Source organism: Acinetobacter sp. 18QD2AZ41W (assembly GCF_009829025.1).
GTDB classification, from domain to species: domain Bacteria; phylum Pseudomonadota; class Gammaproteobacteria; order Pseudomonadales; family Moraxellaceae; genus Acinetobacter; species Acinetobacter pseudolwoffii.
In genome coordinates, this window is sequence record NZ_WURP01000004.1 from 64,644 (window position 1) to 84,720 (window position 20,077).

General features: G+C 45.5%; 19 protein-coding genes. 7 read left to right on the forward strand and 12 right to left on the reverse strand.

The genetic code is table 11. The annotated features are described in order from the left end of the window. Positions 1-116: 116 nt before the first annotated feature. On the reverse strand, positions 117-932 hold the full coding sequence (locus GVV58_RS07845) for an NAD(P)H-binding protein (protein ID WP_159516282.1): 816 nt from the start codon (positions 930-932) through the stop codon (positions 117-119). A gap of 33 nt (positions 933-965) precedes the next feature. On the opposite strand from GVV58_RS07845, the gene recG reads away from it, so the two are divergent. Both recG and GVV58_RS07855 read left to right on the forward strand, forming a co-directional pair. Continuing rightward, entirely contained in the window at positions 966-3,011 is a 2,046-nt protein-coding gene (gene recG / locus GVV58_RS07850) for an ATP-dependent DNA helicase RecG (RefSeq protein WP_159516283.1), read from the forward strand. Next, a complete protein-coding gene (locus GVV58_RS07855) occupies positions 2,998-3,633 on the forward strand; it encodes a phosphoribosyltransferase family protein (protein WP_100357825.1) in 636 nt (211 codons plus the stop codon). Before recG ends, GVV58_RS07855 begins: the two co-directional genes overlap by 14 nt. A 3-nt stretch (positions 3,634-3,636) precedes the next feature. Here GVV58_RS07855 and GVV58_RS07860 read toward each other — a convergent pair whose 3' ends face one another. Beyond that, complete coding sequence (locus GVV58_RS07860) at positions 3,637-4,038, reverse strand: NUDIX domain-containing protein (RefSeq protein WP_005094183.1); 402 nt, start codon at positions 4,036-4,038, stop codon at positions 3,637-3,639. A gap of 31 nt (positions 4,039-4,069) precedes the next feature. Then, the gene (locus GVV58_RS07865) at positions 4,070-4,660 is read right to left on the reverse strand and encodes a TIGR00730 family Rossman fold protein (protein ID WP_005094184.1); all 591 of its coding nucleotides are present in this window, start codon (positions 4,658-4,660) and stop codon (positions 4,070-4,072) included. A gap of 152 nt (positions 4,661-4,812) precedes the next feature. Here GVV58_RS07865 and GVV58_RS07870 point away from each other — a divergent pair, with 152 nt between their 5' ends. Then, positions 4,813-5,826, forward strand: coding sequence for a CorA family divalent cation transporter (locus GVV58_RS07870; protein ID WP_005168743.1), 1,014 nt, complete (start codon positions 4,813-4,815; stop codon positions 5,824-5,826). Between the two features lie 355 nt (positions 5,827-6,181). Here GVV58_RS07870 and GVV58_RS07875 read toward each other — a convergent pair whose 3' ends face one another. The 8 genes from GVV58_RS07875 to dxs all read right to left on the reverse strand — a co-directional run bounded on the left by GVV58_RS07875 (position 6,182) and on the right by dxs (position 15,098). Beyond that, positions 6,182-6,472, reverse strand: a complete 291-nt coding sequence (locus GVV58_RS07875) for an STAS domain-containing protein (RefSeq protein WP_159516284.1) — start codon at positions 6,470-6,472, stop codon at positions 6,182-6,184. A 15-nt stretch (positions 6,473-6,487) separates the two neighbouring features. Continuing rightward, positions 6,488-7,120: an ABC transporter substrate-binding protein gene (locus GVV58_RS07880; protein ID WP_005094187.1), complete on the reverse strand. Its 633-nt coding sequence runs from the start codon at positions 7,118-7,120 to the stop codon at positions 6,488-6,490. 18 nt (positions 7,121-7,138) lie between these two features. Further along, complete coding sequence (locus tag GVV58_RS07885; RefSeq protein WP_100329362.1) at positions 7,139-7,816, reverse strand: outer membrane lipid asymmetry maintenance protein MlaD; 678 nt, start codon at positions 7,814-7,816, stop codon at positions 7,139-7,141. Next, positions 7,816-8,595 carry a lipid asymmetry maintenance ABC transporter permease subunit MlaE gene (mlaE, locus tag GVV58_RS07890; RefSeq protein WP_159516285.1) on the reverse strand — a complete coding sequence of 260 codons (780 nt, stop codon included), beginning with the start codon at positions 8,593-8,595 and terminating at the stop codon, positions 7,816-7,818. The genes GVV58_RS07885 and mlaE overlap by 1 nt, the downstream gene beginning before the upstream one ends. Next, positions 8,592-9,410 carry an ABC transporter ATP-binding protein gene (locus GVV58_RS07895; RefSeq protein ID WP_159516286.1) on the reverse strand — a complete coding sequence of 273 codons (819 nt, stop codon included), beginning with the start codon at positions 9,408-9,410 and terminating at the stop codon, positions 8,592-8,594. The genes mlaE and GVV58_RS07895 overlap by 4 nt, the downstream gene beginning before the upstream one ends. Before the next feature lie 406 nt (positions 9,411-9,816). Then, positions 9,817-11,691 (reverse strand): DEAD/DEAH box helicase, encoded by a 1,875-nt coding sequence (locus GVV58_RS07900; protein WP_074383591.1) that lies wholly within the window; start codon positions 11,689-11,691, stop codon positions 9,817-9,819. A 551-nt stretch (positions 11,692-12,242) separates the two neighbouring features. Then, positions 12,243-13,073, reverse strand: coding sequence for an inositol monophosphatase family protein (locus tag GVV58_RS07905; protein ID WP_159516287.1), 831 nt, complete (start codon positions 13,071-13,073; stop codon positions 12,243-12,245). A gap of 114 nt (positions 13,074-13,187) precedes the next feature. Then, positions 13,188-15,098 carry a 1-deoxy-D-xylulose-5-phosphate synthase gene (gene dxs / locus GVV58_RS07910; RefSeq protein ID WP_074383592.1) on the reverse strand — a complete coding sequence of 637 codons (1,911 nt, stop codon included), beginning with the start codon at positions 15,096-15,098 and terminating at the stop codon, positions 13,188-13,190. Between the two features lie 309 nt (positions 15,099-15,407). Here dxs and ribA point away from each other — a divergent pair, with 309 nt between their 5' ends. Continuing rightward, positions 15,408-16,010: a GTP cyclohydrolase II gene (gene ribA / locus GVV58_RS07915; protein ID WP_005094196.1), complete on the forward strand. Its 603-nt coding sequence runs from the start codon at positions 15,408-15,410 to the stop codon at positions 16,008-16,010. 150 nt (positions 16,011-16,160) lie between these two features. On the opposite strand, the gene hemN is transcribed toward ribA, so the two are convergent. Then, positions 16,161-17,534 carry an oxygen-independent coproporphyrinogen III oxidase gene (hemN, locus tag GVV58_RS07920; RefSeq protein ID WP_005094198.1) on the reverse strand — a complete coding sequence of 458 codons (1,374 nt, stop codon included), beginning with the start codon at positions 17,532-17,534 and terminating at the stop codon, positions 16,161-16,163. 236 nt (positions 17,535-17,770) lie between these two features. Between hemN and hemF the strand changes: the two genes are divergently transcribed. The 3 genes from hemF to aroE all read left to right on the forward strand — a co-directional run bounded on the left by hemF (position 17,771) and on the right by aroE (position 19,955). After that, complete coding sequence (gene hemF, locus GVV58_RS07925; RefSeq protein WP_005094200.1) at positions 17,771-18,727, forward strand: oxygen-dependent coproporphyrinogen oxidase; 957 nt, start codon at positions 17,771-17,773, stop codon at positions 18,725-18,727. A gap of 134 nt (positions 18,728-18,861) precedes the next feature. Beyond that, entirely contained in the window at positions 18,862-19,068 is a 207-nt protein-coding gene (locus GVV58_RS07930; RefSeq protein WP_005094202.1) for a hypothetical protein, read from the forward strand. Positions 19,069-19,166: 98 nt separating this feature from the next. Next, positions 19,167-19,955 (forward strand): shikimate dehydrogenase, encoded by a 789-nt coding sequence (aroE, locus tag GVV58_RS07935; RefSeq protein ID WP_005094203.1) that lies wholly within the window; start codon positions 19,167-19,169, stop codon positions 19,953-19,955. Positions 19,956-20,077: the final 122 nt, after the last annotated feature.

Sequence of the window (20,077 nt, forward strand, 5' to 3'; positions counted from 1 at the left end):
GGAGATGGGAAGCACTGCTTCATAAGGGGGATGAGGGGGAATTTAAAATCCTTCCCCTTCTCCCCAGCTCTCTCCTACAAGGAACGGGAATTTAATCCTCCCTTTTTAAAGGGAGGTTAGGAGGGATTACTTTTCCTCATTAGTTCCAAATAATCCTCAAAACAATCTGTATGCTTTAATTCAAATCCTGTTTTTTGCATCCGAGTGGCATAGAGCTTTTTACCGGTGACCTGCTTGTTCTCAACTTCGAGTAAAGGCAGCCCCATCTGCTGCTGAAACCATTGCAAGACTTCATGTAAAAGCTGTGGCTGGTTATTGCTCATAATATAAGAAGACTCAGGATGTTCCACGTGAATCATCTGTGACAAGAAACGTGATAAATCTTCGATATGAATCCGGTTTGACCAGTGCAGATTTGGATAGCTGGTCGTAGATACTGCCATTTTTTGTAAGCGCTCTACCGATGTTCCATAAATCCCACTTGGGCGAATAATTGTACATTGCTCAGGATAAGCCGCTAAATAGGCCTGCTCCATCTGATACAGGATTTCTCCTTGTGCATCATTGGGCTGTAGAAGCGTTTCATCATTGACGTTTTCTCCAGCATTTTGCCCATAGACCCGTGTCGATGACACCACCACAATCCGTTGCACTGGATGCTGCTTCAAGGCAGTCACAATCGGCTGCACAGAATCCAGATAGGTCTGTTGATAACCATCGACAGCACTTTGTTTTGGGCTAAGCAATACATAGACCCAATCAATCGGTGTGACTGTCGTTAAATTCAGTTTATGCACATCTTGAATCAGATGAGTTGCAAAGGAATCTGTTTTGGGACTTGAGCTAATTGTGCTAATTTGATGACCTTGCTCAAATAGTTGTTTAGCAACACGCCGGGATGTTTTACCATAACCGATAAATAGAATATGCATTGAGCACCGAATCACGAATCTGGTTGAGGGGACATGGCTGCAGTCCATCAGTTACAAGGCGTTGGCAATGCCGCCGCTGCATTACTTGAAAAATTAAATATCTTCAATACTGATGATTTGCTTTTTCATCTACCACGTGACTATGAAGACCGTAGCACGATCATTCCCATGAATCAATTGAGCGTGGGGCGTAGCTATTTGCTCGAAGGTATCGTCAAAGGTGTGGATTTCCCGCCGGGTAAACGCAAGTCCATGGCTGTATTACTGGATGATGACTGCGGTAAAGTCACTTTGCGTTTTTATCATATTTATAAAGGCATCACCGATCGCTGCAAGCTCGGTCACCGTTTAAGAATTTTTGGTGAAGTCCGGGTCGGTGCGCGCGGTCTGGAAATGTATCATCCCGAACTGCAAGTCATTACTGAGGACACACCTTTACCTCAAACCCAGCTCACGGCGATTTACCCTGCGACTGAAGGCCTGACCCAACCCAAAATACGGGATTATATTCAGCAGGCCTTGGCTCAATACAGCGACCATCTGCCTGAACTACTGCCAGCAAAATTTAGCAATGGTTATGCACTGAAACAGGCACTGGAATATATCCATCACCCGCCAGTCAATGCCAATATGCTGCAACTAGCACAAGGCTCACATCCTGCACAGCAGCGCCTGATCTTTGAAGAACTGGTAGCGCATCAGATCAGTTTATTGACACGTCGGGCCTTTATTCAGCAAGTCGAAGCGCCTTCATTTGCGCCCAGTCAGACCTATGCCAAACAGCTCTTAGCCAGTCTGGCTTTTGAAATGACCGGTGCGCAAAAACGTGTATCCAGAGAAATCGTGCAGGATTTAAAAAGCAATAAACCGATGTTGCGTCTGGTGCAAGGCGATGTCGGCGCGGGTAAAACCCTGGTGGCTGGTGTCGCAGCTTGCCATGCACTGGAAGAAGGCTGGCAAGTTGCATTGATGGCACCGACCGAGATTCTGGCCGAGCAGCATTATCTGAATTTTAAACGCTGGTTTGAGCCTTTGGGCTTAAATGTGGCCTGGCTTTCCGGCAAGCAAAAAGGTAAAGCTCGCGCCGCAGCGGAACAGGTGATTCGGGATGGCAGCGCCCATCTGGTGATCGGAACGCATGCCCTGTTTCAGGAAAATGTCGAGTTTGCCAAACTGGGTCTGGTGATTATTGATGAACAGCACCGCTTTGGTGTGGATCAGCGCCTTGCACTCAGAAATAAAGGGCTAGATGGTATGTCTCCGCATCAACTGGTGATGACTGCGACTCCGATTCCCCGCACACTGGCCATGTCTGCCTATGGTGATCTGGATACCTCGGTGATTGACGAGCTGCCGCCGGGCCGTACCCCGATTCAGACCGTGACCATTCCATTAGATCGACGCGAAGAAGTCTTGCAACGGATTGCCAGCAACTGTGCTGAAGGTAAGCAGGCATATTGGGTGTGTACACTGGTAGAACAGTCCGAAACCCTGGATGCTCAGGCCGCAGAAGCGACCTTTGCCGAAATTCGCGAGCGCTTTCCTGCGCTGAATATCGGACTGGTACATGGCAAGATGAAAGCCGATGAAAAACAGGCGGTAATGCAGCAGTTTAAAAATAATGAATTACAGCTCCTGATTGCCACCACCGTGATCGAAGTCGGCGTCGATGTACCCAATGCCTCCATTATGGTGATTGAAAATGCCGAGCGTTTAGGCCTGTCACAGCTACATCAGCTACGTGGTCGGGTTGGCCGTGGTGCCAAAGCCAGTTTCTGCGCCCTGCTATACAAGCATCCACTATCGCAAAACGGTCAGGAACGCTTAAGAATCATGCGTGAAACCAATGATGGTTTTATGATTGCCGAGAAAGATCTGGAATTGCGTGGGCCGGGTGAATTACTGGGGACTAAACAAACCGGCGATATGAATTTCCGCGTGGCCAAACTTGAACGCGATGATCACCTGCTCAATCAGGCACATTATGTGGCGCAGCAAATTTTAAAAGATTATCCAGATCAGGCTGAGGCGTTATTACAACGCTGGCTACCGGAAGCACCGCGTTATGCCTATGTTTAAATTACTGGCACAGGGAATCTCCAAGCTGAATACGCTTCAGCCCTGCCAGTTGTGTCAGACTGATTATCAGAGCATTTATTCAGTCTGTCAGGATTGCTGGCAGCAGTTGCCGTGGATACATCAAACCATTCAGCGTCAGGAAATGCAGTTTCAGATTGCCTGCGATTATGCCTACCCAATGGATCGGTTGATTCAGCTGTTTAAATATGAACAGAAGCTGCATCTGCAAAATTTACTGGCCGGTACGCTGTTGAGTTTAGAGCTACCCAAAGTCAGTGCAATAGTCCCGATGCCGATCTCGACTGAACGCCTGGCCGAACGCGGTTATAATCAATCTCTGGTGCTGGCCAAGCATGTGGCGAAAAAATTGAATGTTCCCATCTGGCAACCTGTTAGCCGGCTGAAACAGCATTCACAAAAAGGCTTAAGCCGTCTGGAAAGAATCGAAGATATCCAGTCGCAATTTCAGATCAGTACACCGTCTAATATTCGTTACCGACGCGTACTGATTATTGATGATGTGGTGACAACCGGCAGTTCGATTCGGGCACTGAGCCAAACACTTGAACAATTGGGTTGTCAAAAAATTTATGCAGCCTGTCTGGCAGGCGCGCAAATCTAAAATTTAAGCTTGGGCGAGCAAATGTGACTTCACCCACGGAATCACAATTTCAGTCGTTAAGGGCGCCAGCAAGACCTCTTTTTCATCCAGATCAACCCATTTCATTTCAGCGATTTCTGCTTCAATTTTAGGTGCTTGATCGAGCCTTACCCAATAGACATAACTCACCAGTTGATGATCAGGTTCATTGGCAGTCTGGGTTTCAAAACGGCCAATGAATTGCTGAATCTGGGCTTGTGTGCCAATTTCTTCCTGAATTTCACGCAACATGGTGGCTTCCGGGGTTTCATTTGGCTCCAGCTTGCCACCGACCTGCATAAAGCAGGATGTTCCTTGCTTGCGAACCACCAGCAGTTGCTGCGCTTCATTTAAAATAATGGCTGCAGCCACCGTAATCACTTTCATTTATTTTCTACAATTGCGTATTCTAGATAACTTATTTTACAAGGTCGGTCTGATCAACCATACCCCATTTGGCTTCAGGCGGCTGATAACTTTCGAATTGGCGCAAAATATCGTCCAGATCATCACTGATAATCAACGCCTCAGTGAAACGTGATTTAGTAAAACCCTTCTCCGTGGTCATACGGATGAATTTAATCAGGTCATCATAAAAACCATCGGTATTGAGAAAAGCACAAGGCTTCTGATGAATTCCCAATTGTGCCCAGGTCCATTGTTCAGAAATCTCTTCCAGTGTTCCTGCACCACCGGGAATGGCAATAAATCCCTGAGCCAGTTCCGACATCCGGGTTTTACGCTCATGCATATTATCCACCACATACAGCTCGGTAATATGTGGATGTGCCAGCTCACGATTGACCAGCTGTCTTGGAATTACGCCAATCACCTTACCGCCCGCCGCCAAGGCACTATCAGCCACAATACCCATTAAGCCAGAACGACCTCCTCCATAAACCAGCGTTTGCTGTCGTGCCGCCAGAGTCTGACCGACTTTTTCGGCAACCTGCGTATAAAGAGGATCCGAGCCAAGCGCTGAACCACAAAAAATTGCGATAGAATTCATCATTTCATCCTCTAATTGACGCCATATTGTACGAAATCGCGGCAAGCGCGCTTTTTACCAAAATAACTGCTTAATATCAGTGTTTTTATTCAATTCCTTGTCTAAAATACACCCATTCCAATTCACATACTGCGCCCGGGAGAAAAGACAGCATGCTTGAAGCCTTTTACGCCACAGAGCGCGGTAGCTTAGAAGATATCACGATTAATGGTGATTTCGACCTGCATCCAGATTTAGTCTGGCTTGATCTGATTGCGCCTTCACAGGAAGAGCAGCAATGGATTCTAGATGCCTACGAGCAAAACTTACCGACCTTAAAATCGCTGGAAGATATTTCCTCGAGTGCCCGATTTTACCGTGATGATGACGGTATTTTGCATATCAGCACCTATTTTTTAACCAAGAATAAAAACTATCAGGTCGAAAACGAACACGAAGATGAATCCAGTATGTTGGCAACAGTACAAACCGTTGCATTCATTCTGCACAAGGATCGTCTGTTTACTTTGCGTGGTGAAAAACTGGTGGCTTTTCGCGCCTTTCGTGCTCGCGCGCGCCGCAATGATTATGAAATCGATTATAAAGATCCGACCTGGATTTTATTGGGCTTACTCGAAGCCAAGCTGGATGAGCTGGCCGATATTCTGGAAGATGTGCATAAAGATTTAGAGAAATATTCAACTGAAGTGTTGAATAACCGCCATCGTGAACAGATTCTGGATCTGGATGACATGATTACCCGCTTGGCGCAACTTGAAGATATGTTGGGTAAAGCGCAACTGTGTTTAATCGATTTACGCCGCGTCCTGACCTTCCTGTCGCGTCCACGCGCCTTGGGCAGTCATATTTATGATGCGGATATTCGAGAACTGAGTGAAGATGTGCGCTCGCTGGTCGAGCATGATGCTTTCTTGTTCCAGAAAGTACGTTTCCTGCTCGATACCACGTCCGGATTCATTAACACTGAGCAGAACGATACCATTCGTCGATTCTCGATTCTGCCGAGTATGCTTGCGCCACCAATGCTGATTGCCAGTATTTACGGTATGAACACCGAAGTGCTGCCCTTTGCACAAGGCACCATGAGTTTCATCATGGTCAGTATTATTTTAATTGGCTTCCTGATTGGCCCATTGATTTACTTTAGATGGAAGAAGTGGATCTAGAATCCCTCCTAACCTCCCTTTTGAAAAGGGAGAGATGTTTCCTGTCAGGGAGAGGTTTTTTTATTAGATATCCCTTTCTAAATCCCACTTGCTCTTTAGATTTAAAGCGAAGTGCAAGAAATGCCTGTATTTAATTCATATCTATTTACTCCCTCCTCAACTTCTCTTTAAAAAGTGAAGAAAATTCCCCTCCTTTTCCAAAGGAGGGGTTAGGGGAGGATTTTTAAAAACCCTCTCTCTAACTCTCTCCCTCAGGGAGAGAGGACGTGCAATCCATATTTAGATCTATTTGATTTTAATTATTTCTTAAAATTTAATCATAATAAAAAAAGCACCTTTCGATGCTTTTTTTTATTTACTGAATGATCTGTAAATCATCCTGTAAATGACAGGCCTGAATGATATTCATCATTTTAGCAGGGACAGCTTTAAACTGTAGTCCTTGCGCTTGAGGCGTCTGGCGCAACCAGCGCACCAATACTGCCAAAGCCAAAGTACTGCCACTTTCAAGCCCAGCCAGATTAACCACAAGTGGAAACTTGCTTTGTGACTGGATCACACGCAGACCATTTAAGTAATAGTCCTGTGCATTGTCATAGTCAATCTTGCCTGAAACCTGTAGTTCCTGATCATTGAATGTAATCACGGCTCACCTGTTTGATTATTTCTTGTCGATTGCAGCTTCTGCATCCGGTTTAAAGTTAGCAATTGCTTTATCAATATTACCGCCATTACGTTTTACCGTCGCAGCAAACTGGTTACGGAACTGCAAACCCAGGTCAATACCCGATACGTTGATATTGCGGATTTTCCATTGTGAACCCTTGTCCACCAGCTGGAATGCTACTGGAATTTTCTCGCCCTTGTTATTAAAGTCGATGGTCACGACAGGGTTTTTGCTGTTGCTGGCCTTGTAAGGACGCACGCTATAAGTCTGATTACTGAACTTGGCAAAGGCAGAACCATAGTTTTCAATTAAGGTTTCACGGAAATTCTTTTCAAACTGCGCACGCTGTGCCGCCGTACTATATTGGTTCGTGGCATATGTGCCCATCACAATACGTGTGAAAGATTGAGAATCAATATACGGATCCAGATTCTGGCGCACAATGCTTTTGACCAAAGCTGGATTTGATTGCAGTTTTGCATTGTCAGCTTTGAGGCGCTCAATTAAACCATCTGCTACTTTTTTAATAAAAGCAGGTGGTGCTTCAGACGGTGCAGCAAACACTGTACCAGCAACCATTGTTGAAAGAATGCTTACTGCAAGCGTTTGTTTTACTAAAGTCTTCACTGAATTCTCCTCAATCTATTATTCAACAAATGCAGGTTCTGCATCTGTTGTTTCTGAAACTGTCGTCTGTTCCGATGTAGTTTCTTGACTATCTGACGATTTGCCAGCACCACCGGTAATAAATTTCGTCACCAAATCTTCAATTTCCATAGTGCCTTGGGTATTGGCAATCTGATCGCCGCGTTGCAAATAGCTCAGACCACCACCTGGAATAATTTTCAGGTACTTTTCACCCAATAAGCCATTGGTCGCTACCATAATATAAGCATCTTCATCAATATTGGTGATGGATTTCATGTTAGCTAACAGTTGTTTTTCCATGTCTTTTTGTTGCGCAGGTGTCGCTGCTTCATAGTCCGAGCTGTAGCGTAACTCGTCCAGAGCTTCCTCTTGAACTTGCTTTAATTGTTCAGCATTAAACGAGGTCAATGAGCCATCTAGGGTCATATGTACGGTTGCCAGACGCGTTACAGGATCCAGGGTAATCTCATCGACCTGTCCCACTTTCACCCCGCTTAAAGCGACTTTGGCACGTGGCTTGATGCCATTCACATTTTCAAAAGTTGCCGTCATTTTATAGCTGTCGGAAATATTGCTGCCGACCAGACCACTGACACGCATCGCTAAAAAGAATAAGGCAATACCAAATAAAATAACAAAAATACCAACGGCCAGCTCACTAGTACGTGATTTCATTAAACACCTCCGAACATGACCGCAGTCAACACAAAATCAAAGCCTAAAACGCACAGTGAAGAATAGACGACTGTACGCGTTGTAGAAGTTGCAATACCTTCCGATGTTGGTACACAGGCATAGCCTTGATATACCGCAATCCAGGTACACATTAATGCGAATACAAAACTTTTAATAATAGTGCCATTCAAGACATCTTTATAGAATTGCACGCTGCTTTCCATGCCGCTCCAATAAGCGCCTTCATCAGCCCCCAAAAAGTCTACACCGACCATTTTGCCGCCCATAATTCCGACTGCGGCAAAGATCACCGAAAGCATAGGCAAGCTGAAAATCCCCGCCCAGAGACGTGGCGAAATCACCCGTTTTAAGGGATCCACCCCGATCATTTCCATACTGGACAATTGTTCAGTGGCTTTCATCAGACCAATTTCTGCGGTCAAAGCCGAACCGGCACGTCCTGCAAACAGCAAAGCCGCGACCACAGGTGCTAATTCACGCAGCAAGGTCAACGCCACCGCTGTACCAAGCATGGATTCACTGCCAAAGGTCGACAGAATACTGAACATCTGCAAGCCAAGCACGGCACCAATAAACAGACCAGAAACCACAATAATCAGCAGGGACAATACCCCGACCCGATACATCTGATAAACAAATAGTCTTAGCCCCAACCAGGTCGGCATGGAAAATAAGATCTGCAACAGCATCAGGGTTGCGACCCCAATCCCCAGTACACGTTCAATAACGCGTCTACCTAATGCGGTAATTGCATTCATGAACGTACCTCATCACTTAAATAAGCCCGGTGACTAAACTGATAATCGACTGGACCTTCCACCGAACCCGTCAGGAATTGCTGCACAAAAGTTGAAGGATGCACTTTTAGCTCTGCCGGTGTCCCCTCGCCCTGGATCTTGCCTTCTGCCACAATATAAATGTAATCAGCAATGGATAAGGTTTCTGTCACATCATGCGAGACAATAATCGTGGTCAGATCTAGTGCTTCACGCAATGAACGGATCAGGCGAGTCAATACCCCCATCACAATCGGATCTTGTCCGGCAAAGGGTTCATCGTACATGATCAGTTCAGGGTCCAGCGCAATCGCCCGGGCTAAAGCCACACGTCGGTTCATACCACCAGACAGTTCCGATGGCATCATTTGCTCTGCACCGCGCAAGCCGACGGATTCCAGTTTCAATGCCACGATTTCCTTAATTAGATGTTCTGGCAGTTTGGTATGGGCCCGAATTGGAAACGCGACATTTTCATACACGCTCATATCGGTAAACAAAGCACCGCTCTGAAATAGCATACCCATCCGTGCACGTGCTGAAAAAAGTTCGGAACGTGACATCGAGGCAATATCTTTGCCATCCAATAAGATCTGACCATGCTCAGGCGTCAGCTGCCCACCGATCAATCTTAATAAGGTAGTTTTACCAGTTCCGGATGGCCCCATAATGGCGGTAATCTGCCCACGACGAATATTTAAACTCACGTCGTCATAAATCACGCGCTCGCCTCGTTTGAAGCTCAAATTCTTGACTTCAATCAAAGACTGAGTATCTCGCGCTGTTTGATTTTTCATAGCTGAGTTTATTCCTGCATTTTTTCAGCATGCATACTATAAAGGAACGAAGTTCAAAATGTTAGCAGTTGAAAAAGGTGGGTGAATATCATAAAAAGATGACAATAATTGATTATTTCGTGTTTTTTATAATAAAAATATGTACTTAGGCTTAAAATGACTAGATTGATTAATTAAAAACACTGTATAAATAATAGATAATATTACATAAAATCAAAGTCAATGCGATATATGGCATATGCACCTCTATCAATTGAGATCGAGCAGCTAAACTTTTCATATTAATAATTATCATAACCCTGACAAAATATGAATTAGTAGACATTTTACGTTAAAAAGCAAAAAACTCAATGCATAAAAAAACCGGTATTTCTACCGGTTTTTTTATCTTCATCTAGCGACTCTATTAGTCGTTAAATTTACGACGTGGACGATCTTCACCACCGAACGAACGTTCACCACGTGGTTTGTCATCAAAGTTGCGACGTACTGGACGATCACCGAAATCACGTTTTGGACGATCATCACCGAATGAACGCGCTGGACGATCACCGAAACCACCTTCACGACGTGGAGCAGGACGATCACCAAAATCACGTTTTGGACGATCACCATAACCGCCTTCACGAGCTGGCTTGTAATCTACACGGTTGCCACGGTTGTCATCATTAGAGCGAGGACGGTCACCAAAACCACCTTCACGACGCGGAGCTGGACGATCACCGAAGTCACGCTTTGGACGGTCATCAAACGAACGTTGTGGACGGTCGCCAAAACCACCTTCACGACGCGGAGCTGGACGATCACCGAAGTCACGCTTTGGACGGTCATCGAACGAACGTTGTGGACGGTCGCCAAAACCACCTTCACGACGTGGCGCTGGACGATCACCGAAGTCACGACGTGGACGATCTTCGCCAAATGCCGGACGTTCGCCACGTGGTTTGTCATCGAAGCTACGACGTGGACGATCATCACCGCCTTCACGACGTTTGAAGTTGCTTTCGCCTTCAAAACGACGACCGCCACCGAAACCACCACGACCGCCATCACGACGACCGCCGTCACGGCCACGACCACGACCAGCGCCATCACGGCTACCACGTGCAGGAGGTGGAGATGGCTCAAGACCTTCAATTTCAGATACATTTAGACGCGCATCAAGGAAGTCTTCTAAAGCACGGATCTTGCCACGCTCACGGTAAGTTGCAAGTGTAATGGCTTTACCAGTACGACCGGCACGACCTGTACGACCAATACGGTGTACATAGTCTTCGTTCTTCATTGGAAGACCGAAGTTAATTACGTGTGAAATGGTTGGTACGTCAAGACCACGAGCAGCAACGTCAGTTGCAACTAAGATCTTCGCACGACCTTCACGGATGCTGCGTAAACGGCGGTTACGTACAGTTTGTGGCATAGCACCGTGTAGCGCTACAACTGATAGGCCTGCTTCAGCAAGTTCTTCAGCCAGCATATCTGTGTCTTCTTGAGTTGACGCAAATACAACTGCTTGATCAACGTCTTCTTCGTTCAACCAGTGAGTAAGAAGTTTTTTCTTGTGCTCGAAACCGTCAGTCCAATGCAAAGTCTGAGTAATATCAGTATTTGTAGAGTGACCAGTTTCAATCGAAATACGCAGTGGATCATTCATCATGCGTTCTGCAAGTGTAATGATACGTGGTGCAAACGTCGCAGAGAACATTAGAGTTTGTTTACGGTTTGCAGCCAACTCACCAATTGCTTCTAAGTCTTCAGAGAAACCGAGGTCAAGCATACGGTCAGCTTCATCGACGATTAACGCATCAACTTTATCAAGTTTGATTTGACGGCGATTCACCAAGTCAAGTAGACGACCTGGAGTTGCGACAACAACTTGCGCGCCTTTTAACTGTTGAATTTGCTTACCGAAAGGCATACCGCCCATGATTGCAGCAATACGAACACCTTTCATATGACGTACAAATGCAATTGCGTCTTGACATACCTGTTGTGCCAATTCACGAGTCGGTGAAATCACCAGAATATTCGGTTGAGTAACCGCTTTCATACGGTCTTTAAATGGTACTAATGTATCTTGGCTTGCCAACGCATTTAAGGTAGGAAGCAAGAAAGCAGCAGTTTTACCAGAACCTGTTTGGCTTGACACAAGAAGGTCTTTACCTTCAAGTGCAGCTGGAATCGCTTGTTCTTGTACAGGAGTTGGAGTAGTAAAGCCTAAAGCATCGAGAGCCTGGGTTAGAGATTCGTCGAGGGAAAAATCAGCAAAAGTTTTGCTCATAGAGAGTGTTCACCCTGAAGTGGGTGCTCCATTAAATAAATTACAATATGGACATCGGCAAAAAGCGGCACAGCAAATAGAGCTGAAAAATTTAGGATTCAGCAGCGATCCGAATAACGACGATGTGGATATAACGCACGTATATGATTACGGCCGCAAACCTGAAGGAATCGCTTAAGCGATTGGGGCGCGAAGGATATGTCCTCTCTATGGACAGAACGCGCATACAATGATTAGAAGATAGTGTTCAGGTAAAGAACGGAAAATTAAGTGCGTGGCAAGATTATAGCAGAATAATCAACAATGTCATTAAGTTTTCAAATAAATTTTCTTTATTTGTGATTTATATATGAATTTCATAGACTTAAATATGAATATAAAATGTAACGACTGGTATAAAAAGGCAATTTTTGCCAATTCACTTGATAGTTCCCGTATTCATGTGCGTTAAAAAACAGGCTTCTCCTCCCTGTTAACTATTTCACTGCTGCAAAAAAGGCATCCCGAAGGATGCCTTTTCTGAAAATTAGATATATTTCATCTAAACCCGATTATTTTGCTGCTTCACCCCAAGCAGGAACAACTGCTTGCATTAAAGGTTTAAGCATTTTCATTGAACAAGCCAAAACTTGACCATTTTCCATAGAGTCGCTACCACCACGTGCATCAACTACAGTACCGCCTGCTTCTTTCACGATCAATTCGCCCGCTGCGATATCCCAAGATTTTAAACCAAGTTCGAAGTAAGCATCAAAACGGCCTGCAGCAACATAGGCTAAATCCAATGCCGCAGAACCTGAACGACGATATTGCGCGCCAGCTTCAGTCACGTTTAACAAACTTTGAAAATGGTTCTTGGCATAAGATACAACTTCGCCATTACGTTTAGCACGGTAAGCGTGACCAACAGCCATAAAGGTATTTTCCAGACTGTCTTTGACATTCACACGAATACGACGCTGGTTCATCATGGCACCACGACCACGACTGGCAGAGAATAGCTCATCTTTCACCGGGTCATAAATCACCCCGTGTTGAGTAATGCCTTTGTGCTGAACTGCGATAGAGATACAGAAATGCGGGAAACCGTTAATGAAGTTTAAAGTACCATCCAGTGGATCGATCACCCAACACCAATCGGCGTCGTGACCATTACCTTCCTGATAGCCAAACTCTTCACCAAGGAAACTGTGATTTTTATAGCTTTTACGTAGGGTATCGATGGTCAACTGCTCCAAATAACGATCTACACGCGTTACTGGACCATCAATTCCTTTTTCTTCGACTTGTAGATCGAGTTTATGACGATTCTGATGCGCTTTTAAAAGCTCTTGACCAACTAACTGAGCCGCACGCGCAGCCATCACCACCATAGGTTCCATTGAACACCCACTACAAATTTAAAGAAACTGATAAAGAATAATGCATAAAAGCCCCGATATCTTAGCAAATATCAGGGCTTTTTTGGAGAAAATGTGTCTAAAATTTTTAAGAACTTATGACAAAACGCTTTGCCCCAAGGCTGACCAGGCTTGATTCATTGATTTTTCAATACCTTGCGCATCCAATCCGGCCTGCTGCAACATTTGTGCATGCGTGGCCTGAGCCATAAACGTGTCGTCTAAACCAAGATTCAGCAGCGGTTTCACAATCTGTGCTTCTGCCAGATATTCATTCACAGCACTACCCGCACCGCCCATCACGGCATGTTCTTCTACTGTCACAAACAGACTGGTGCTTGATGCCAGATCATCCAGCATTTGCGTATCAAGAGGTTTGATAAAACGCATGTTCACAACACGCACACCAATCTCATGTTTCACTGCAAAGGCTTCAGCGGCGTCGACTGCGGCCTGTACCCGGCTGCCAAAAGCCAGCACAGAAATATATTCGTCACACTGCGCATTAAAGCTGGCGACAATTTCCGCCTGACCGATTGGAATTTCAAGCATCTTTTGCTGGATATCCACCCCTAAGCCATTACCACGTGGATAACGCACAGCTGCCGGCCCAGGATATAAATACGCAGTATGCAGCATTTGACGACATTCATTTTCGTCTTTTGGTGCCATGATCACGATATTCGGGATCGTCCGCATATAGGCATAGTCATAGGCACCGGCATGGGTCGGGCCATCTTCACCGACCAGACCAGCACGATCAATACCGAAGGTCACATCCAGATTTTGTAAGGCCACATCGTGTACCAGCTGGTCATAACCACGTTGCAGGAAGGTCGAATAAATTGCCACGACCGGCTTTAAGCCTTCACAGGCCATGCCCGCAGCCAGCGTCACGGCATGCTGCTCTGCAATCGCGACATCGAAAAAACGTTCCGGATATTCTTTGGCAAACTGCACCATACCTGAGCCTTCGCACATGGCCGGTGTAATCGCGAGCAAGCGCGAGTCCTGTGCTGCTTCATCGCAGAGCCACTGTCCAAATACATCCGAATATTTCGGTGCAGTCTTGGCAGCGGTAATGGCATTAAGCTTGCTAATCGCGTGATATTTGATTTGATCCGATTCGGCCGGCGCAAAGCCCTTGCCCTTTTTAGTATAGATATGAATCAGACGTGGGCCTGTACGCTTTTTCAGCGCTTTAAATACATGCACCAGTTGTTTGACATCATGACCGTCATAAGGGCCGAAATAGTCAAAGCCGATGGCTTTAAACAGGTTATCTGCGGCATCAGTCGCGGCACAGTGCAAGCGTGAGTTATACAGCCACTCCGGATGCGGCTGTACGTAAGCTTCACCTTCCTCGGTAATATTAACGAATTCACCGCGCTCCCAGATCGCCGCCAGATGCTTGGCAAAACCGCCAGTACTGCAAGAAATCGACATGTCATTGTCGTTCAGCACCACCATCAGATCGGCATTGTGCGCAACGGCATCGTTCAAGGCTTCAAAGGCCATACCCGCCGTCATGGCGCCATCGCCAATAATCGATACCACTTCACATGGCTTGTTCTGGTAGCGACGTGCCAAGGCCATGCCCAGACCAGCAGAAATTGCCGTCGAAGAATGCCCTACCCCAAAGGTATCAAATTCAGATTCTTCACGTGCTGGAAAGGCTGCCAGACCATCTTTGGCTCGGATAGTAGTGAGCTGTTCACGACGGCCGGTCAATGCCTTATGCGGATAGGCCTGATGCCCCACATCCCAGATCAGACGGTCATGTGGAGTATTGAAGCAATAGTGCAGAGCCACCGTAAGTTCAATAACACCGAGGTTGGCACCAAAATGTCCACCACTTTGCCCGGCAGCATACAAAATGAATTGACGTAACTCATCTGCCACTTGCGCTAGCTGGCTTTGCTCGAGTAAACGTAGTTGCTCAGGATGATTGATCGTATCCAGCAACGGTGTTACAGGGCGTTGAGTAGGGATTTCTGTATACAGCATATTATGGCAAAGCCTTCTAAAGCCTGGCAAATCTAAAGCTAGGTCAATGGGGAGTACCCGATCATATAGCTGAATTGTAGCAGCTTCAATTCAGCTACGCTTCTAGCGATGCAATATTAAACAATGATCTCATCGGGGTGAAAAAATCGCAGGCTACGATTATCCTGAATAATCTTACTATTTATCAACTATTATCGTCTGCTTTCTACAAAAAAGAAAATCTAATACAGAATTTCGACTTTGCAATTCTACCAATGTTCAATCATTACGCTATACTTTAGCCACTTTCAGGATTTAACGGGTTCAGCTGTGCCAATCGAATTTGTCGCAACGTCAAGATTACCTACCGCTCACGGTGAATTTAAAATTACTGTATTTCAAGACCCTAAGACTGGCGAAGAACATGTCGCGCTATCTAAAGGACTTGAAGAAGTTTCTGACGAGCCAGTCGTGGTTCGTGTACATTCTGAATGTTTAACCGGTGATGCCTTTGCTTCACTGAAATGTGACTGTGGCCCGCAATTGCAGGCGACTTTAAAGCTGATCAATGAGTTAGGTCGCGGGGCGATTCTGTATTTGCGTCAGGAAGGACGCGGTATTGGCCTGACCAACAAGATTCGTGCCTATGCCCTGCAAGATCAGGGACATGATACGGTCGATGCCAATTTAATGCTGAACCTGCCGGCTGATGCACGTCAATATGACATGTGCAGCATTATGCTGGATCATTTGCAGGTCAAAGCGGTACGTCTGGTGACCAACAATCCTTTAAAAATTGAAGCTTTAAAAGCCCAAGGGATTAATGTGGTCGATCGGGTGCCCCTCACCGTCGGCTTAAATCCGTTTAATGAGCAATATCTCAAAACCAAACATGAACGTATGGCGCATCTTTATCAGAAGGATGATTTTTAAATCCTCCCCTTAATAAATCCCTCCAAACCTCCCTTTCTTGCGCTTCGACTTAAAGCAATGCTTAAGTCTTGCTCAGGGAGGCTTTTCCTTCTTTCAAAAAAAGGAGAAAACTCCCTCCTTTCTTAAAGGAGGGTTGGGATGGATTAAGTGTTAAATCGTCATCGAAAAAATCCGGTTCTCCGGCATGCGTCGCTTTAAACGTAAATCAAAAGCCATACAAATATTACGTACAAATGGTTTCCCTTTCTCCAAAATCGTGACTGATGAGTCTGTCATTTGAATCAAACCATCCTGTGCCATTTCTTTAAGCTGTTCCACCACCTGATCGATTTCAGGGAAAAATAGCTCGGGTTTTTCCCATGAGGTACTAAAGCTGCACATCAAATTCAGAATATGCTGACGAATAATCAAATCTTCCTGATTTAAGACATGTCCTTTAAATACCGGAATTTCATTGCGAGCTAAACAGGCATAATATTCTTCAATAGTTTTCACATTCTGGGCAAAGCTGTACCAGCTATCACTGATCGAAGAAATTCCTAAACCGATCATCACTTGAGTTTTAGAGGCGGTGTATCCCATAAAATTGCGGTGTAATGTTCCAGCTTGAAAGGACTGGTACATGCCATCTGTATCTAAAGCAAAATGATCCATGCCAATTTCATGATAGCCATGCGCCAGCAGTTTCTTTTTGGCCGCTTCATAACATTCACGTTTGATTGCATCTTTGGGTACATCAGCATCTTTAAAACCGCGCTGGCCATTGCCTTTAATCCAAGGCACATGTGCATAGCTATATAAAGCCAAACGATCCGGCAGAAGTGAATTGGTTTGCTCAATGGTATTTAAGACATCGTCCAGATGCTGAAAAGGCAGGCCAAACACCAGATCATGCGAAATCGACTCATAGCCAATTTCACGCGCCCATTCGGTTACCTGTTTGACATGTTCATAGGGCTGAATCCGGTGAATGGCTTTTTGCACGGTTTCATTATAATCCTGCACCCCATAACTGACCCGGCGAAAGCCCAGATCATACAAGCCTTGTAAATGCTCACGCGTGGTATTGTTCGGATGCCCTTCAAAACTGAATTCATGCACAGGCGCTATGTCTGCTTTGGCCAAAATACCTTGAATCAGTTGAGTCAAATGCTCAACAGAAAAGAAAGTCGGTGTTCCCCCGCCTAAATGAATTTCTTTAATGACCGGCTTATCTTTCAGCAACTCACAATACAAATCCCATTCTTTCAGCACTGCCTGAATATAGGGCTGTTCCATTTCATGTTTTTTCGTGACTCGCTTATGACACCCGCAAAAAGTGCACAGGCTTTCGCAAAATGGCAGATGGATATACAGGCTGATGCCTTCACTTTGATTGGATTCAGTAAAGGATTTTTTCAGCGTTTGCTTCCATTGTTCCAGTGAGAAATTCTGCTCTTCCCAATATGGAACGGTCGGATAACTGGTATAGCGGGGACCGGGAACATTATATTTTTGAATCAGGGAATTGACCTGTACCGACATGACACCCACCTATTACCATCGAGAAATGCTCAAACCCATGAGCGCTTGCAAGTTATTGTGCGGAGCTTGAAAAAAGAATTCAACCTAGCCATTTGGTCGGATTTAATACCCCATTCTGTCCATCAATACTCAAATTTAAAGCCTGGTTCAATCCACTACATTGCTAAATAGACCTTAATCTTTGACTGATTTTATGCTTTGATGTAGCTAGTTTTTTATTTCCCTACGAGGCTCTGATGCAGCATCCTACATCTGCGGATATTCAACGCGTTCGTGAATTTCTCCTCGACTTGCAGGCACGGATTTGTGCAGCACTGGAACAACAGGAGCGTGCTGGCGGCGGTACGGCCGAATTTATCATTGATGACTGGGAACGTCCTGAAGGTGGTGGTGGCCGTTCGCGTGTCTTGCAAAATGGTACCGTGATTGAGAAAGGCGGGGTGATGTTCTCCCATATCAATATTTCCAAACTGCCCGCTTCAGCCACTGAACGCCATCCCAATATTGCCGGTGCCAAGGCGCAAGCGATGGGTGTATCGCTGGTCATCCATCCGAAAAATCCGAATGTACCAACCTCACACGCCAACGTGCGTTTATTCGTTGCAGAAAAAGAAGGGCAAGATCCAATCTGGTGGTTTGGTGGCGGTTTCGACCTGACGCCGTTCTATCCAAATGATGAAGATGTCCTTTCGTGGCATCAGACGGCGCATGATCTGTGTGCGCCATTTGGTGAAGAGATTTATCCTGAACATAAACAATGGTGTGATGATTATTTCTATTTAAAACATCGTGATGAACAGCGTGGTGTCGGCGGGTTATTCTTTGATGATCTGAATCAGTGGGATTTTGATACCTGTTTCCAGTATATACAGGCCGTAGGCAATGGTTATCTAGAGGCGATTCTGCCGATTTTCCAGCGTAATCAGGATAAGCCTTATACCGAAGCACAACGCGAGTTCCAGTTGTATCGTCGTGGCCGTTATGTCGAATACAATCTGGTTTATGACCGCGGTACGCTATTTGGTTTGCAGACCGGCGGCCGAATTGAATCAATCTTGGTGAGCTTGCCTCCGCTGACCGGCTGGTCCTATCGTCCTGAATGGGATGAAGGCTCGCCGGAAAAGCGTTTGACCGATTACTATCTGAAACCCCATGACTGGCTCACAGAATTAAAATCAACTGCAATGAAATGATACAAACAGCCCTCAAATAGAGGGCTGTTTTAATCCATTATTCCTCTATACTGCTGCAGAGTAATCCCTGATTTGGTCGCGGCATCCTATCGCTACATCGATCACAATCCATTAGATGTCTAGTGAGAATAACAATGCATCATCTTCAATTAAATCTTCCTGTTTTTGCCTTTTGGCTTTTTCTGGCTCTCGCCATCAGTGCGATGAGTACCGCCGTTTTGAGTCATAATCTGCTTCTGGATGGCGCGGCTATTCTGGTGAGTATCCTGACTGTGGTCGGAGCTGTGCTTAGTATGGCGCTGGTATTTGCAGAACATATTATGGACATCTGCAGTTCCTAAACCGCACTTCCAGCCCCCTTATTTAAAACAGCGCAGGCTTTAGTCCCTGCGCTTTTTCACGTATATTGATGCTCATTTCAGCACATGGACATTGTGAAATGAGCAAACAATTTGCCGTGATTGGTAATCCGATTGAACAGTCACGCTCTCCAGAATTGCATCATGCTTTTGCAGCAAAAACCGGAATTGATCTAAATTACAGCAAACGTCTGGCTCCACTGGATGGCTTTGAGGCCAATATTCAGGAGTTTTTTGCCCATGGCGGAATCGGGATGAATGTCACCGTGCCGTTTAAAGAGCAGGCTTTTGCCCAGTGTCAGGTGCTCAGTGAGCGAGCCAAAATTGCCAAGGCAGTGAATACCCTGTGGATGAAAAATGGTATTTTGCATGGCGATAATACTGATGGTCAAGGTCTGGTCGATGCGATTCGTGCACTCAACTGGCCGCTGGAAAATACCAACATCCTGATTATCGGTGCAGGCGGCGCAACCCGTGGCGTGATCTATCCTCTCGCCCAGGCAGGCGCAAAAAAAATTGTGATTGCCAATCGCACCTTGGCACGCGCTGAACAACTGGTTGCGGATCTGCAGGATGCTGTAGCGCAGCTCGAATTACAGGCTATTTCACTAGAACATCTTGCAGGTGAGTTTGATCTGGTGATCAATGCCACTTCAGCCAGTCTCAGCGGTGATGCTTTGCTGCTTCCAGAAGCCTTACAGTTTAACTATGCCTATGAAATGGCCTATGGCAAGCCTTCCTCCTTCCTTGATCAGGCCAAAGCACGTGCTGTGCCAACATCTGAAGGCTTTGGCATGCTGGTCGGTCAGGCACTGGAATCTTTTTCTATCTGGAATGGCATCAAACCAGATTTAAAAGATTTTCTATAAATATCCAGTTATTTTGACCAGAGAATTCGGGTTGTAACAACAATCCGAATTGATCTTAACTCCATTATTAAAGACTAAAAATTCAGCTACTGGATTTAATGACATTTTTAACTTGAATTTTT